The following is a 15,672-nucleotide window of genomic DNA, read 5'->3' as shown; positions in this document are numbered from 1 at the left end:
GAACAGAGGCCTAATCGCTATCGCCAGAAAGATGCCAAAACCTAAGCCTCCCACAACAGCAAAATAATTTACGTTTGTTTTGATAATCACCATATGAAGATGACTTCATCTCGGCGTAAGTTCATGGCTGCGGGAGGTAGTTTGCTTTCAACTCTCTTTGGAGGGTGCTTAACTCATCTCCCTAATTACCCAAGGCTTACATTAAGAATTAATAATTTTGATGATAAAAAACACTGGGTGAAGGTTGAGTTTTATAGAGAGAATCAGAATGAACGAAGCGAAGCAATCGCGTTTGATCGGGAGTTTGAACTCCAGGCACGCCCAGAAGATCGTCCTACATATACCCTAAAAAAGCAGAATGTGGTTAAGAGCCAACCGTATATTGTTCGTGTTAGTCTGATAGATCTGCCTGCAATACGCGAAGAATACAGATTTTATCCGGATTGTGATGAAAGCGGTGAGTCATCAGAGATCCTCTATATTAATATTAAAGAAGAAGAGTATAATCATCACCCATCGATTTTATTCGACCAGAATGTGTGTAGCGAAAATTCTTGGTGGTATTAAGTGAGAACCTATAGAGAGTCACAGAAGAACCGACTGATAAGTAGGTGTGCGAAGGTATCGATTGGATTTATTTTGACCGAAGTCAATTAGACGATATGGAGCCGTCATTTAGACGCGACTCGCTCATTTTCATCATTATATATGTAACAGGCCTCGTAGCTGTCGGAGCTCTTGGGGCAGTTTTGCTCGGACGTACGCCCTCTGTGTTTCTTCGTGAGGAATTCACTGACCCTATCTGGCTATTCAACTGTATGCTATTGATTGTCCTCTGGTTTTTGACGTATCCAAAACTCCAAAGAAGCTACGAGAGACGAACCAGCTAATTCACCGCTGCTTCGGTAACTACTACTACTTCGGCGGTTGATCACCAGTCAGTAAACCCCCTGAGCATTGCCTCTGCTACTCGTTCAGCGGTCTGTCGATCAACTCCTTGTTCTTCGACTGTTCGTACCGCCATCTCGTGAATTGCGATCCGAGCAACCTGCGAAAACGGGGGCAACCGAGCGGCCGCGCCCTGCGCGGCTCGCTCGGTCATCAAAAACGAGTACGTCATCAACACCACTGATACGTGATGGTTCCACCCTGTCCACGTTCGTCCCTCGAACTGATCCATCCCCAGTACCTGCTTTGCATCCTTGTGAAATTGCTCAATCGGCCATCGTACGTGCGCATACTCGACTAACTCTTCCAGACCCCACTCATCAAGACCCCAGCACAGCCACGCCTTCGTCTTCCCATCTCGGTCCTCAATCAATAACCACGCCTCTTCGTCGGACACCCAGCGGCGCTGGGTGTTCGACACTACCCGTACTCGCTGTCTGTGGAACTGTCCCGACAGCGGTCCCTTCGTCCCTTCCGACCATGTTACCTCTTTCCAGTCCTCGATCTCATCGGCTATCTCACGCGGTGAGACAGCCTCCACATCCTCGGGATAGGTAGGATGAGTCCGCGGCCGGCCGGGTCCGTCTGTCGGACCCGGCGGCCGTATCGGTGTCTCTGCTGGAATGACTCGGAGTTCCGATGGGGTTACACCGAGAACGTACGGTTCGTCCCACGCACGGAGCTGAGAACGCAGCTCACGGTCATCTCCGTACCCAGCATCGGCTCCCACGCACGCGTGAGGAACCTTCGCTGATCGAGTGCGCTCGATCAGCTCTAGTGCGATCTCGGGTTTCGTCCGGAACTCAGTATCTTCCGGGAGTCCAACTTCATCCCGAAGCTCCGCGTAGCTATCCTCTTCAATCCATGGACGCGGGAGATACAGGTCCATGCCCAGCGGCCATGTGAGTTGGTCGGCGTTCCGGGCGGCGCCCGGAACAGCCGACACCAGATCGACCGCGACTTGACAGTTATCGACTTTCCCGACAGATCCAGCGTACTGGCGTGTAACACCGACGCTATGATTTCCTTTCTTGCGAAAATCGACATCGTCGAAGATCAGCATCGCCTCCCCCGAGGCGATGCTATCTGGAATATTGTCATTGAGATGATCCTGGAGGGCATCATGGTTCCAAGGGCTCTGAGTAATGAATCGCCGGATGCGGTCTTCATGAACATCCATTCGTTTCCCAATGCCACGCAAGGTTTTGTGGCTGCCGGGGCGCACTAACCCCTCAACGTAGGCAAGTGCCATCCGCCACGTATTGGCGGCACGCGCCCACGACGAGCCGTCGGGCCGCGTCGTGAACGCGGCCCGAACTGGGTCAAGAAATCGCCGAATCGCCAACTTTGGATTCCGTATCCGGCAGTTGATTTGGGCCATGCAAACTCAAAGGCGTCCAGCGAAGATTGCGGTGCCGATTCAACCGCCGAAGTAGTACTACTTGCCCTGTACTTATCGAATCAGGATGCCCGCATAGTAGGTGTGAGACGCGTTCTATGACACCCTATTACTGATGCTTGAGTTCGTCCATCCGGCCCTATCTGTGTTCTCAGACACCGCGCTCGCGGTAACTACAAATGCGAACCTAACGCGGCTTCTTCTATCAGCAATCGGTGATGTTGGCAGAGCAGTGCTGAACAGAGAAAATGAGTGCCGTAGATCCGCTACGGTTTCAACGGGAGGCTCGTTCTTCCGTTCGAGCGCATAACTTCTCTGTTTCGGTCGGGCCACGCCAATAACCGCTCACGAAGCAACTCGCCGTCAGCAGTTTTCGGATCGTATCCCCCGACTTTGGCAGTGAGCGTCAAGACAATCCAGCCGCCGTACCCGAGAATGACAGTCACACCAGTCAGTACGATGATCGAGACAATCACCCTCACGAGACGCTTCCTGAATCGCACCTCTAACTCTGACTGATTTTCCCTATCCATGACTGTCATACCGCTAACCACTATAGTTAATGTCAAAAACATCAAGGAGAATTTCTCTTGGTGACACAGTGCTATATTCAGCCCGTCCACTCACAGATATCAATTCCCGATAAACGTAATCGTATGGTGTTGGCTCTGTGCCCGGCAGCCATTCATCGATCGTGACGATCTCGTGTCCGCTCTGTCGGGCAATGCTTCTTGGTTAGCTTCGGTCACGGTCAATCTGTACTCATTTGTGGCCTCGAGGCACACGAGTATGCGCCTCACTCCTACTGGCGCACAAAGATCACCGGTATAAGCAGATTAGGGAAACAGATCAAGCTCTCGGCTATCTGGCTGGACTTTCACAGTGCTCGTGGATCGCTATCGACGATGCTCGCAAATGCGACGTTCTTCTGAACCTGCTCGATTTCGATGGTAGGTTCGTCACCAGGTTGGGCTCCAGAGACGATCACGACATAGCCACGTTCGACTTTTGCAATGCCGTCGCCCTGATCGCCGACAGTCTCGATTGTTACATTGCGTACCTCGCCTTCCTTGACAGGGGGTCCCGATGGAGTGCGGCTTACGGGCTCCTGAGAGGGAGATTGCTGTGTCCCCTGTTGCACCGATGACTCTGTTGAGGCAGGAGACTCAAGAATCGCTACGCGATACGTTTCGTCAGCTGACAACGCCTCGTGATCGACTTCACTCGAGGGAATTTCAACAACGTACGTTCCATTTCGCTCTTCGATTGGAGCGCTGAACAGAGAGCAAAGGGAATCGGGAATCTCGACCATTGAGTTTCTAGTGTTCAGTACCCACGGGACAAGTAAGTTTCAGTACTTCACAAAACTGGTCCTCGTAGACGTGGATTGCATCGTCTGCTTGCTCGATAGTAGACTCACCCAGCACAGGTGGTAACAGTCATCGGGACTACACCTCGTCTCTTCGGTTGCTATCGGGTATCAGCACCTGCTATCGGCTGATAGCATAAGGTCAGTGAGTTTACCATTACTATTGGATAGCTTATACCAGAAGGCCACTTGGAGACAAAAATCTCCATTAACGTTATCTACGCCAACGAACTCAACATTATCTGCAAAGTCGCCAACAGCCCCATGTAACGCTACGGGTGATGTATCCTCAGGTGGCGTAATCACAATTGATTTTGTGGTTTCTGCATTGACAGAGTGCGATTCCCATTCCATGATTTCGCTTTCGAGTTCGAGAGCGAGGTGAAACGTGTGAGTTTCGTCATCCCCGTTGTGGAGTTCAACGTCTACTTCCTGAAGTGAGCCAGTTGTTCTGAATGTATTCAGACAACCAGCGAACGCCGAACTTAGGAGGGTTCCGCCAGTGAGGAGCATTTCACGTCGGGAGGGCATAGTATGAGTTGTCAATTCCCCTAATTAAACTATTACGGCTCATCTGGCACCCGTGCTGCGCGAACTAACCGCTTCTCTGTGAATGGTCATTTCTCATTAAATTATCTACTTGTACTTAGCATACACCCATAGACATCGTGTATATCTGATAGATTCTTTAATGCTAAGTAAGCAGATCTACTTATCGGCCAATTCATCATATATCCGGGTGTAATCAACACTGGTGGGAGTGTTATACAGCACTCTCTTCTTTCTGATCAAGCAGGTAGACGAAACAGATTGACCCGGTACGGATCCGGTCAGGTTTGATGTCAATTTCGGGCCTATCGATTTTCAGTGATTGCCCCGTCGCCAATATCCAGATCTTCTCTCAAGTCTTCTAAAAGATGAGTTCCTTCCGTGTGAAGCTCATTTGCTCGCTCGAGGGAGACTTCTCCATCCTCAAGCTGTGCGATAATCTCTTCGAGGCGCTCTGTCTTCTCTGAAATCGATGCATCGTCTGGGATGTCTGGTGTGTCGTTCATAGGTTTAACAGAAGGATGCCGAGCAACAGCAACACGAGAATGACGAGTACGGCGATCGTGATCTGCTGCCGGCGTTGTGACTCGCTGTACTCTTGCGCAACTGCTTCTTTATCTTTCTCGTGGACTTTCTGCTGTTTGAAGGACTCTAGTGCGTGCTCGAGGTCTGTCTCAAGCGTCGTGAGCCGTTCAGACGTGACCGCTTCAAACGCGTGGTCGAGGTCTGCTGAGGACGTAGCGAGTTCGCTGGTTACATGCTGTTTGTAGGCATTGTCGAGCCTCTCCTCTGTGCCCTCGAGGTGTGTCTGGACTGTCCGCTGGTACGCACTGTTCAATCGTCCTGTAACAGTAGTTGGTAGCGCGATTCCTTTATTCAACTCTCTTCTCGAAACTGAACTCAATCGTTAGGCGGGATAGTAGCGGTGAGCTACCCCTGCCTACTCACCGCCGTATCGTTTTTATCGCGTGACGAGTGTGGTGACTGTTGCAGAGATGCCCGTGATAACAACCGAGATACTGCCAACGATTACTGCCACCATACCACCAATTGATATGTACCACATTGTAAACCAAGCGGCTGAAATAAATGCGAGACCCTCGGTTAACGCGACCATCATAAGATATGCGACAAGGACAAGACAGAAAAACACAATCGAACTCAACACATCCGCAATAGCCGCATAGACAATAGTGGTGAAGAGCCGCTCTTCACATAAGTATGCCACAGTGATGCCACAGCCGACCGCACCAACAAGTCCTCCTAGAGGATTTGCTACTGCCAATAAGCCCATTAGCCCAGTAAGAAATCCGATAACGACGCCAGCCGTTATCGGGTGCCACCCAACCGCAGGTGGCCGACAAAACCCCCACATGCCATAATAATTGTTGGATATCCAACCACAATAAACATTGCTACTAGGGGCATCTTTTCTATCGAAGTACCAATCACACTTTCACACGATTCTCTGAATAAAGAAACCGTATTATTAACTACTGGTAAGCTCCCGAACTTTCTGTTTCTCGTGGGCCTTTTGCTGTTCGGAAGATTCCAACGCATGCTCGAGTTCTGTCTCAAGCGCCGTGAGCCGTTCAGACGTGAGCGCTTCAAACGCGCGATCGAGGTCTGTTGAAAACGTCGCGAGGTTGCTGTCGACCTGCTGTTCGTAGGCAGTATCCAGGTTATCCACAGTCGTCTCGAGTTGGGTCTGGACGGTTCGTTCGTATGCACGGTCCAGCCGGTCAGTGACGTCCCCGAGTTCGGTTTCGAGATCCTCCTTTTTGGGTACGATCTCGCCTGCGTGTGTCGGCGTCATGACGCGCTTGTCTGCGACCTCGTCAGCCAGTGTCCGATCGTTCTCGTGGCCGACACCGACAACGAATGGCGTTGTGGTGTTGTGAATCACTCGACAAAGCGGCGTCTCGTTGAATACGCGGAGATCCTTTTCTGATCCCCCACCACGGGTTAGAACGATTACATCGATGTGGGTGTTGTCATCGAGTTCACTGATCGCTTGCATCATCGATAACATCGCACCGTCGCCCTGGACGGTCGTATGGTGGATGACGATATCCACGTCAGGGTGGCGGCCGTGAATGCTGGTGACGGCATCTTCACGGGCATCACTGTCTGCGCTCGTGACGAGTCCGATCCGGCGAGGGAACTCTGGGAGTGACTGCTTTGTTTTCTCGCTTAAGAGGCCGTCCTCCTCGAGGATTCGCTTGTTCTCTTGATACGTTTGCTGGTAGTTTCCCTCTCCGACTTCGACAAAGTCCTCCACGATGAGCGAGACACTGCCATTTGCTGCGTAGTACGACAGCTCTCCTTTGACTGCGATGTGCGTTCCGTCACCGATCGTGATGTCGAACGAACGGAGCCGATGACTGAAGATTACACAGTGGATCGTGGAGTCCTCGTGGACGAGATCGAAGTGTGCATGTCCGTTTCCGGAGACGCCATAGTCGGAGACGTCGCCAAGGACGTAGTCGTACTGGAGATCGGACGTATTCTCGAGGACCGTGCTAATTTCGTCGTTGAGGGCGTCGACGAACGTGATGTTGTCTGTGTCGAGTGTCTCCTGATGTGTCTCAAGGGTGGTTGTGGTCTCCTTGTCATCCCTCGAGTTGACACCCATTACGTCGTATCTGTTCGTGTCGGTACTAAAATACTTGCTTTAGTGATTCACATCGAATAGCGGAATCTATCGATTCCGGCGATCTGCCCCTCGGCTACACACTTGGTTCATCGTTGAGAGACCATTCATGAGACTGCTACGAAATCGGTCTGACGGCAGGTCACTATCCAACTACTCTAAACCGAGTGTGCCAGACGCAACCACATTTACAGATTCAATCATGGTACCGTACTGGAAAAGAAAGTGATCTATGAACTATTGCCTCGGAGGACTATTCGAGTGTTTGAATGTGATCAGATGGGACATTTATCCTTCTGCGGTTTGGCTTTCCTGATACACTTGCTCTCGAAGGTGTCTTGTGATGACTTCTTGAACCTCTTCGTTGTCCATGAATTCCGCGAACAACTCCTGGTTCTGGTCCATTCGATCGATGAACATGCTAGTGAGCGCGTCATCAAACTCTAAAGCAAAGTTTTCCCGACTGTTCGCCTGCGCAGATCGTCGAAGATGATCGTCCTCAAGCGCATCTTCTTTCAGCTGTTCAAGAAACAGTTGGTCGCCTTCTGTGAAATCTGTTCCAAGTTTTTCGTTGATTTTCTCGACAATCGTTGAGAGTTCAACTTCCTCGTCCTCTCCAGAGCCGCCTGTTCCGGTCTCGGTCGGTCCCTCGACCTCCCCATCACTTGCACTCAGTCCAATGGAGCCTTCTTCAGACTTCTCCAACCGGTAGTACTGCAACGCGAGCTCATCGTCGAACTCTATTGAGGTTTCTCTAGAACTCTTCGGGAGTTCTTTGTAAAGGAATCTACCGAACGTATAGAGCTTCTCTAGATGAGTATCCGCGTAACTGACAATCTGAGATTGGAACTTATATAGTCGAAGGAACGAGCGGAGAGTAGACCGGAACTCCTCCTGAGTTTCCTCGTCCTTCGCTACGAATTTATCCCGGGGTGGCTGTACGAGGCTACTGAGTTTCGCATGCGCTCCTTCCGTCCCCGTGTTCGACGGGTCAAAGAACACCTCCGCGAAGCGGTCAACCTCACGCTGGTCATAGATACGGAATGCGTCCAAGTCAGAGGCCAATTGTTGCAGGTGCTGTGGGTCCGCCCTCTCAGAGACTGTCGTCTTCCCATAGAACGGGTCGAAGGATTCCTGGATTTCCTCGTGCTTGTTCTCGAAGTCCAAGACAAAGGTGTCCTCTTTCCCCGGGTGAGTCCGGTTAAGACGAGACAAAGTCTGGACAGCCTGGATCCCGGACAGCTTCTTGTCAACGTACATAGTGTGCAGGAGCGGCTGGTCAAACCCAGTTTGATACTTGTCGGCAACAACGAGTACCTGATATTCTGGGGTATCAAAGACATTCGGGAGTTCAGACTCCTTGACACCCCCATTCATCCCCTCCTCAGTATAACTCTCTCCGTCATCCTTGACAGTACCAGAGAAAGCGACCAACGCGCTCAGGTCGTATCCCTTCTCCTCAATATACTCGTCAATAGACTTCTTGTATCGAACTGCATGGGCACGCGATGACGTGACAATCATCGCTTTCGCCTTGCCACCGATTTTGTGCTGCGTGTGCGTCCGAAAGTGCTCTACGATGATCTCGACTTTCTGCGCCACGTTATGCGGATGAAGTTTTAGGAACCGCGAAATAGCCTTCACGGCTTTCTGCTCAGGTACTTCCGGATCTTCTTCGACTACCTTCGCAACGTTGTAGAACGTCTCGTAAGTCGTGTAGTTCTGGAGAACATCGAGAATGAACCCCTCGTCGATCGCCTGCTGCATCGAGTACAGGTGGAACGGCTCGTAACCGCCATCACCGTCAGGCTCGCCGAACGTCTGCAGGGTCTTTGCCTTCGGCGTTGCCGTGAACGCGAAGAAGCTGAGATTCTCTTGTTTGCTTCGGGCCTTCGCATTCTCAGCGATAGCGTCTTCCGCGTCTTCAATCTCGTCCTCATCGATACCCGAGAGAATACCCTTCATCTCGGCGGACATCTCTCCGCTTTGGCTACTGTGTGCCTCATCGACCACGACCGCGTAGTCCCGTTCAGGCAGAGATTTAGCGTGTTCGATAACGTACGGGAACGTCTGCAACGTAGTGATGATGACTGGCTTGCCTGCCTCCAGTGCCTCGGCGAGTTCCTCAGATTTCGGCCCGTTCTCGCCCTTGATTGGGTGAACGACGCCGGTCTTGTGGTCGAGCTCGTAGATCGTGTTGCGCAGTTGCTCGTCGAGAACAGTCCGATCGGTCACGACGACGACGCCGTCGAAGACCGCATCATCATTCTCGTCGTGGAGGGAAACGAGTCGGTGAACCAGCCACGCTATCGACTTGCTTTTGCCACTCCCAGTAGAATGCTGGATCAAGTAGTCTTCGCCAGGGCCTTCCTCACAGGCGCTATCAACCAACTGGCGGACACACTCAAGTTGGTGGTAGCGCGGAAAGATCATCGTCTCCTCTTCCTTGACCGTGATGCCGTCCTTCTTGATCTCCTCCGTGTCGATGTGGATAAAGCGCTGAAGGATGTCCATCCAGCTGTCCTTCGCCAAAACCTCCTTCCACAGGTACGCCGTTCGATGGTCGTCTTCCCGCGGAGGATTGCCGCCGCCTTTCTCGTGGCCCTTATTGAACGGGAGGAACCGGGTGTCCTCGCCATCGAGTTCAGTCGTGTAGTGGACCTCGTTCTGGTCGATAGCGAAGTGTACTAGCGCGCCGCGCTTGAACCGCAGCACGGGCTCACTTGGATCACGGTCCTTCTTGTACTGTTCACGGGCGTCTCGAACCTTTTGATCGGTGAAAGTGTTCTTCAGTTCAGCTGTCGCCACCGGAATACCATTGACGCTTAGCGCGAGGTCAAGACTCCGACTTGGGTTCGTCGCGGAATGGTAAAGCTGCTGTGTGACCCCGAGAATGTTCGCTTCGTACCTCTTCTGTAGTTCGGGGTTGATTCCCGTATTCGGCTTGAACGTCGCTAGGTCGATTTTCGTTCCAGTAGTTCGGAGGCCCTGCCGAAGTATCTCCAAGGTACCTTGGCGTTCGAGCGCGCTGATGAGCTCTTGGAGGAACCGTTCCTTGGCGTTGCCCTTGTAGGCTGTTTCAAGTTTCTCCCACGCTTCCGGCTGAGTTTCTTTGACGAATGAAACGACCTTGTCTGGGAAGATACCCCGCTCGGCGTCAAAGCCCTCACTTGGGACACGGGTGTAGCCCCGTTCAAGCAGACCGGCGGCTATCTCGTCCTCAAAGGTTGCCTCGTCGTAGGGCTTGCTCATGTAGGGATCTTACTCATACCTTGATCTTCAGACATATCAATTTGTCCTGTAATTGCGGCGGTAATTATCGCTTGGCGTTTCTCTTCAAGGACATTTCGGAGCTTCTTTATCGAACTAATAGATTTCTCGATGTTATCAACAGACTCTGAGAGCCTCTTCGCTATCCTTTCTTGTTGCCTGCGTGGCGGAATTGGCATCTTCTGGTTGCTCAGTTTCTCTGTCGTAATATGTTCGATGGTACTCTGGTTTGCCCGCGAAGAGAAGAGTCCGGATTTAACAGCAAATTCCATGAAGTAACAAAAGAACTCAGGAATCTGATCTCCATTAATCGGCCTAACTCTATGTAATGCCATCTGATAATATGTCTCTTTATTATCACCTTTCCATATTGCACTTCGTCCCGCCTCCCCACCTTCACATACTAGCACATCTCCTTTTTTGAGTTGGAACTTTGACTGCTCTCGTGGTGAAAAGTCCATCTTTGGAAGATTGTCGGTATTCACATCCCACCATTGAACATCTTTGTTTCTGAGATATGGATATAGGTTTTCGCCAGTAATTTCTGATTCGTTAAGCTTCTTACCTAATTGTATGTCGAATATCCAACCTACCTTTGCCACACCCCATTCCTCTGGAACCTTTCCTAACCAAGGAATGTCTGTCTGCTTTTTTCCAGTGTGTTCTTTCCCAGAATGAGTTATCTGCTCATATATCTTTGTAACTCGCCTATTTTTTAGTCTATCTTCAAGATTAGATGTTTTCTCAATAGCATTGTCTATCTCTGATGTCTTTTTATTGAGATAGGATGTAATCGTATCTTGTTGCTCCAGTGGAGGGGTCGGGATCCTAATACGAGATAAAGACTCTCTATTTGTTTTAGGCATTGCTACTCTTTGTGATTGGAGTGAGACTAATTCAGTAAATGGTTTAGAAATGAGTAACCAAGCTAAGAACTGATTTCGATATGCAGATCTACTTTTGATAGGATACATGTCTGCACTGCAAAGACAACGCTCCGGTGCAATTGTCGCCTTTGCCAACTCTGGTCGAATTTTAGAGTAAATAATATCTCCAGGTTCACAGAGATATTTTCCACTCTGTGCCCCCTGTTCTTCGGCTGTTTGTCTGTCAATCATTTTTCCGGTTCCTGATTCAATATGTTTCGGTGAAACCAGTAGCATCGAGGAGTAGGACTCTTTGGTAGGATCCACTTGCCCCCCTTTTATTTCAATCCCGTGGCCCAGTTTTCTGTATTCCCATTGCTCGGGCAGTTCTCCGAACATTTCTCTGCTCAGCGAATTACTTTTAGTGTTTGAGATATTCATTTTTCGAGAGTTTCCTCAACTCGATTAAAAAGTTCCGCTGCTATGGTTTCTATTTCTGAATCGATCGAGGTTACAGATCTCGGCTCTTCATATTGGTAAAAATACCTATCAAAATTGATTTCATATCCAACAACTCCCAACTCTCCATCTTTGTCATCGTGGTACTTTTTGCTATCATTTATCCAAGTATTTTCTAAATGTGGTTCTACTTCCTCAGTGAAATATTTCCGCGGGTTGGTATTCAGAGGTACCCGTTCACGTTCGCGTCGGTCTATGTCGTGCTCGGGATTTCCATTCCCATCACGGCATATTTCAGCGTCGTCGTTTTGTTTCCCTAGTGCCCGTTCTATCGCGTTATAGACACTATTGCGCACGTCAATATCGTTCGAATTCAATACCAGTTCCACTTCATTTATGAAATCCCCTCTATTCATCCACTGCTTTTCAGCATCAAGCGAATGCAGCGCATCCTTTACTGCCTCTTGTGTTTCCTTGTCACGGTTGGTAAATGCCCGTTCGTCATCTAAGCTTTCGATACGTTCGTCAGTTGCTCGGAAGCTCATGCGTAGCGGGCGGTCAATGACGATGCGACGGTAGCCGAATTCCTCCGTGGGGACGAGCTTGGATCGACCGTTCGCTGTCAGGTCGCCAAAGATGCGGGAAATCTTTTCAATGTGTTCCTGCATGAGTTCATAGCGCTTCTCGCCAAGGCTCTCATCCATCTCAACGTACAGATCCTGTGCGTCAATGAGCTGCACCCTGTCCTTACGCTTCTCGGGCTTGTCGTTTGAGAGCACCCAGATGTAGGTTCGAATACCGGTGTTGTAGAATAGGTTCTCTGGGAGGCCGACAATGGCCTCCAGCCAGTCATTTTCCAGAATCCAGCGCCGAATCGCTGACTCTCCGCTGTTGGGGCCGCCATTGAATAGCGGTGAGCCGTTAAACACGATGGCGATACGCGAGCCGCCGTCCGCGGGCGATTTCATCTTGCTAATCATGTGCTGGAGGAAGAGGAATGCACCGTCGCTCGTGCGCGGTGTCCCGGCACCAAAGCGGCCTGCATAGCCTTGCTCTTCGTGCTCACGCTCGATTTCCTCCTTCACCTTCTTCCAAGAGACACCGAAGGGCGGATTGGAGAGCATATAGTCGAAGCGCTGACTCGGGAAACCGTCCTCAGTGAAAGAATTGCCATAGATGATGTTCTCAGGCTCTTGGCCCTTGATGAGCATATCTGAGTTACAGACCGCGTAGGATTCGGGATTAAGTTCCTGGCCGAAGACGTGGAGCTTCGCGTCGGTATTGAGTTCACGAACATATTCCTCGGCGACGCTCAGCATCCCGCCAGTCCCACACGCCGGGTCATAGACCGTGCGGATAGCATCCTGCTGTGTCAGCGCGTCGTCGTCCTCTTGGAATACGAGGTTCACCATGAGCTCAATGACTTCTCGCGGCGTGAAGTGCTCACCAGCGGTTTCGTTGCTGAGTTCGTTGAACTTCCGGATGAGCTCCTCGTAGATGTAACCCATCTCTTCGTTCGGAACCTCCTCGGGGTGAAGGTTGATCTCAGCAAACTGCCGAACTATCTTATAGAGCAGGTTAGCGTCGTCAAGGCGCTGGATTTGGTGGTCAAACTCGAACTTCTCGAAAATCTCCTTGGTCTCCTCGTCGTACTGGTTGATGTAATACTGGAGGTTCTCCGCAATGTCCTCGGGGTCGTTACACAGCGACTCAAACGTGTATTCGCTAGTGTTGTATACTTGAGCATCAGCAGCTTTCTTCAGCGCCGGTGCAACGTTCTCAATACCTTGTTGCTGAAGTTGCTCGTAGCGCTCCAAGACATCCTCCTTGTTCCGTTTGGTAACGCAGTCGAGGCGGCGTAGGACTGTCAGTGGGAGGATTACCTTCTGGTATTCGGACTGCTTGTAGTCTCCTCGGAGAAGGTCTGCAATAGACCAAATGAAATCAGCCTTCTCGTTAAAGTTCTCGACCATCTATGGGAGAAATGGTTATTGTGGATTCTTAAGTGATGCGGAGAGTCCATCGGATGGAAACCAGCTGTGCTACTGTTTAGGCGCGGGACGGAGATCGCGCCAGCGAAGGTGTTCAACGTTACCTTCCTCAGTTTCCACACAGAAGATGTGAGAATCTCTCGGGTCACCAGTCTCTTGGCCAGCGTCATCTTTGATGATCTCTACGACCGTTCCTTGCAAACCGTGTAATCGGTCGTGGTCTGGATCAGTTTCGTCCGGGATGTCTACGCGCACGTGATCCCCCTCCTCGAATATCCGCATTAGGTCAGAGTGTGCGCGCCATAGGGGAGATCGTTTCGGTTACGCGTCACATCCAACGTCCCAATGATTATACCCTTTCTACCCGTGCTTAGATGTACGCGAATCTCCAGGGCACCGTTCTCATTCGGAATCATTCGGCCACCGAACGAATGGGCGCTGCTAAGCTTGTCAAGGTCGCGGTCGTAGTCCAATCCGCAGGTGTTTCAGACGAACCTTTGTAGGATTACTCGCGAACTGGAGAACATCGTGGGTGCGTCGACGTCCCCTGTAGACTACAGACCGAAGCCACTTCTGTGCCGTTGAGAAGCGTGATGGAGTTGATAACCATCACACTGGTTACACCACTTGTCGCGGGGAAGCGTGACAGAGACAGAACCAACAGTCTGTTCGTCTCTATTCCACTACGCTCAGTGGCTACTACCCTGTGCCCATCCGAGTGGTTTGAGAACTACTCGAGGATGTCGAGTTATGACTACCCGATCTCGAGTGCGTCGACGGCCTCGGCGGGCCCGACGTCATGCTCGAGGAGGCGATCGGCGGCCAGCTGCCATGCTCTTCGCGAGAGGTCGGGATCGGCATCTTCGTAGTGGACTGAGAACTCGGTCAGTGCGACGGCGATCAGGAGAACTTCCTGTTGATCCGTGAGAGGCATCGCCAGCATTGGCTCCGTCTTCGTATATAAACACTAGCAGAAAGCGCTGGTTCCGAACTGGTGTTGGGGCTTCACCTTTCGGTGCGCAATCGAACGAATAGGTTCCACGGTCGGAAGACAACGTGGCTATTGACTTCACAACGCAATGACCGTAGTGATGAGGGATCGTTAGCTCCAGATGGTGAGTTGTCTCTATCTGGGGCACCAATTAGGCTTCCCCCGTCGTCGGTGTGCTCGTGCGGCTTAAGCGCGGAGTCAGCACCGCGATTCTTGCGTGGTTGTTTCGTGCTTTGTCCGAAAGCCCCTTAACGGGTGTCGCCAAGGCGACAGCACCCAAAAATAACAGTGCCCCCACCCCACCTCTGCACGTAGATCTCCAGTTGAAGCACATGAAACAGGGGTTCATTTGCAAAAGTGGCTGAGCTCAGGGCTCAATATCTGTTATACAAAGAGGAGAGTTGATTTACCCGACCCGAATCGATTTGTTATGATGATTCAATAAGGTTCAATGTCTACCACTGTAATCGTCGTAATGAAATGTCGGGTGCCAATGGAGACCACTTCAAGACCTCCGAAACGTGAAAATTGATCGCTTACAGTCATTTACAGTATGAATATGAGTGAGAGTCCTTACGATTGGTACACAGTGGCTTTTGACTTACTTTCGATAGTCACTTTATTAGCTTGGTTGGGCGCAATGGAGATCCTTTTTGCTGTGTCTGAAACATTTCAAGTCATTATTGCGATGGATGGTGGTATCTGGATTCCAGCGGTACTCACCGTTTCAGGTAGCTTTCTACTGTATCGAAAAAGAAAAATAGATGATAAGAAGCGTTTGGAGTTAGCTTTTATAGCTGAAATCAAAGAGCTTTCTAATCTTGCGAAACTTCCATCGCGACTTCGGGATTTGGAGAAGCCGCCCACGAAGGACCGTATTCCTCCGGATGCTGTTCCATCTGCAGAGTCCCTTCCTACAATTGTTTATGAAAATAATGTTGGCAATATATCTCGCTTGGATGACGAATTAGCGGAAGAAATTGTCGGCTTCTATTCTCTTTTAATGCGCCATAAGGCAACAATCTCTATGATCCAAGAAGAAGACCCTCGAGATGCTGGCACACATACCCTCCCCATGTCTGATCATAAAGATTTTTTCGACGATGTTGGTGATTTACGGAGGAAAAGGCGGAAACTATTGAATGAACTTGAAAAGAGGCAATAGCCTGATGATTGA

Annotated in this window: 13 protein-coding genes; 2 read left to right on the top strand and 11 right to left on the bottom strand. The window is 50.5% G+C overall.

Annotation, left to right across the window (positions count from 1 at the left end; genetic code table 11):
* Positions 1-123 precede the first annotated feature (123 nt).
* Positions 124-567, top strand: a complete 444-nt coding sequence (locus tag E2L06_RS20940) for a hypothetical protein (protein WP_212750832.1) — start codon at positions 124-126, stop codon at positions 565-567.
* Positions 568-931: 364 nt separating this feature from the next.
* On the opposite strand, the gene E2L06_RS20935 is transcribed toward E2L06_RS20940, so the two are convergent.
* The 11 genes from E2L06_RS20935 to E2L06_RS20880 all read right to left on the bottom strand — a co-directional run bounded on the left by E2L06_RS20935 (position 932) and on the right by E2L06_RS20880 (position 14,438).
* Positions 932-2,329 carry an IS701 family transposase gene (locus E2L06_RS20935; RefSeq protein WP_138783378.1) on the bottom strand — a complete coding sequence of 466 codons (1,398 nt, stop codon included), beginning with the start codon at positions 2,327-2,329 and terminating at the stop codon, positions 932-934.
* A gap of 284 nt (positions 2,330-2,613) precedes the next feature.
* Positions 2,614-2,889, bottom strand: a complete 276-nt coding sequence (locus E2L06_RS20930; RefSeq protein WP_249361545.1) for a hypothetical protein — start codon at positions 2,887-2,889, stop codon at positions 2,614-2,616.
* 335 nt (positions 2,890-3,224) lie between these two features.
* Positions 3,225-3,659 carry a TRAM domain-containing protein gene (locus E2L06_RS20925; RefSeq protein ID WP_138783377.1) on the bottom strand — a complete coding sequence of 145 codons (435 nt, stop codon included), beginning with the start codon at positions 3,657-3,659 and terminating at the stop codon, positions 3,225-3,227.
* A 168-nt stretch (positions 3,660-3,827) separates the two neighbouring features.
* Positions 3,828-4,247, bottom strand: a complete 420-nt coding sequence (locus E2L06_RS20920) for a hypothetical protein (protein ID WP_138783376.1) — start codon at positions 4,245-4,247, stop codon at positions 3,828-3,830.
* Between the two features lie 323 nt (positions 4,248-4,570).
* Positions 4,571-4,771, bottom strand: a complete 201-nt coding sequence (gene xseB, locus E2L06_RS20915; RefSeq protein ID WP_138783375.1) for an exodeoxyribonuclease VII small subunit — start codon at positions 4,769-4,771, stop codon at positions 4,571-4,573.
* Positions 4,768-5,103 carry a hypothetical protein gene (locus tag E2L06_RS20910; RefSeq protein ID WP_138783374.1) on the bottom strand — a complete coding sequence of 112 codons (336 nt, stop codon included), beginning with the start codon at positions 5,101-5,103 and terminating at the stop codon, positions 4,768-4,770. Before E2L06_RS20910 ends, xseB begins: the two co-directional genes overlap by 4 nt.
* Positions 5,104-5,754: 651 nt before the next feature.
* On the bottom strand, positions 5,755-6,900 hold the full coding sequence (xseA, locus tag E2L06_RS20905; protein ID WP_138783373.1) for an exodeoxyribonuclease VII large subunit: 1,146 nt from the start codon (positions 6,898-6,900) through the stop codon (positions 5,755-5,757).
* 306 nt (positions 6,901-7,206) lie between these two features.
* Entirely contained in the window at positions 7,207-10,170 is a 2,964-nt protein-coding gene (locus tag E2L06_RS20900; protein WP_138783372.1) for a type I restriction endonuclease subunit R, read from the bottom strand.
* A complete protein-coding gene (locus E2L06_RS20895) occupies positions 10,167-11,495 on the bottom strand; it encodes a restriction endonuclease subunit S (RefSeq protein WP_138783371.1) in 1,329 nt (442 codons plus the stop codon). The genes E2L06_RS20900 and E2L06_RS20895 overlap by 4 nt, the downstream gene beginning before the upstream one ends.
* Complete coding sequence (locus E2L06_RS20890) at positions 11,492-13,486, bottom strand: class I SAM-dependent DNA methyltransferase (RefSeq protein WP_138783370.1); 1,995 nt, start codon at positions 13,484-13,486, stop codon at positions 11,492-11,494. The genes E2L06_RS20895 and E2L06_RS20890 overlap by 4 nt, the downstream gene beginning before the upstream one ends.
* Before the next feature lie 772 nt (positions 13,487-14,258).
* Entirely contained in the window at positions 14,259-14,438 is a 180-nt protein-coding gene (locus E2L06_RS20880; RefSeq protein ID WP_138783368.1) for a hypothetical protein, read from the bottom strand.
* A gap of 616 nt (positions 14,439-15,054) precedes the next feature.
* Between E2L06_RS20880 and E2L06_RS20875 the strand changes: the two genes are divergently transcribed.
* Complete coding sequence (locus E2L06_RS20875; RefSeq protein ID WP_138783367.1) at positions 15,055-15,660, top strand: hypothetical protein; 606 nt, start codon at positions 15,055-15,057, stop codon at positions 15,658-15,660.
* The last annotated feature ends 12 nt before the right edge of the window (positions 15,661-15,672 follow it).

Origin of the sequence: Haloterrigena sp. H1, assembly GCF_005938085.1 — an archaeon.
In the GTDB taxonomy this organism is placed as follows: Archaea; Halobacteriota; Halobacteria; order Halobacteriales; family Natrialbaceae; genus Natrinema.
This window is presented reverse-complemented; position numbering and strand designations above follow the sequence as displayed.

Excerpts from the sequence above, each read along its gene's own strand:
- E2L06_RS20940 (WP_212750832.1), top strand. The coding sequence starts at position 124 with ATGGCTGCGGGAGGTAGTTTGCTTTCAACTCTCTTTGGAGGGTGCTTA.
- E2L06_RS20935 (WP_138783378.1), bottom strand. The coding sequence starts at position 2,329 with ATGGCCCAAATCAACTGCCGGATACGGAATCCAAAGTTGGCGATTCGG.
- E2L06_RS20930 (WP_249361545.1), bottom strand. The coding sequence starts at position 2,889 with ATGACAGTCATGGATAGGGAAAATCAGTCAGAGTTAGAGGTGCGATTC.
- E2L06_RS20925 (WP_138783377.1), bottom strand. The coding sequence starts at position 3,659 with ATGGTCGAGATTCCCGATTCCCTTTGCTCTCTGTTCAGCGCTCCAATC.
- E2L06_RS20920 (WP_138783376.1), bottom strand. The coding sequence starts at position 4,247 with ATGCCCTCCCGACGTGAAATGCTCCTCACTGGCGGAACCCTCCTAAGT.
- xseB (WP_138783375.1), bottom strand. The coding sequence starts at position 4,771 with ATGAACGACACACCAGACATCCCAGACGATGCATCGATTTCAGAGAAG.
- xseA (WP_138783373.1), bottom strand. The coding sequence starts at position 6,900 with ATGGGTGTCAACTCGAGGGATGACAAGGAGACCACAACCACCCTTGAG.
- E2L06_RS20900 (WP_138783372.1), bottom strand. The coding sequence starts at position 10,170 with ATGAGCAAGCCCTACGACGAGGCAACCTTTGAGGACGAGATAGCCGCC.
- E2L06_RS20895 (WP_138783371.1), bottom strand. The coding sequence starts at position 11,495 with ATGAATATCTCAAACACTAAAAGTAATTCGCTGAGCAGAGAAATGTTC.
- E2L06_RS20890 (WP_138783370.1), bottom strand. The coding sequence starts at position 13,486 with ATGGTCGAGAACTTTAACGAGAAGGCTGATTTCATTTGGTCTATTGCA.
- E2L06_RS20880 (WP_138783368.1), bottom strand. The coding sequence starts at position 14,438 with ATGCCTCTCACGGATCAACAGGAAGTTCTCCTGATCGCCGTCGCACTG.
- E2L06_RS20875 (WP_138783367.1), top strand. The coding sequence starts at position 15,055 with ATGAGTGAGAGTCCTTACGATTGGTACACAGTGGCTTTTGACTTACTT.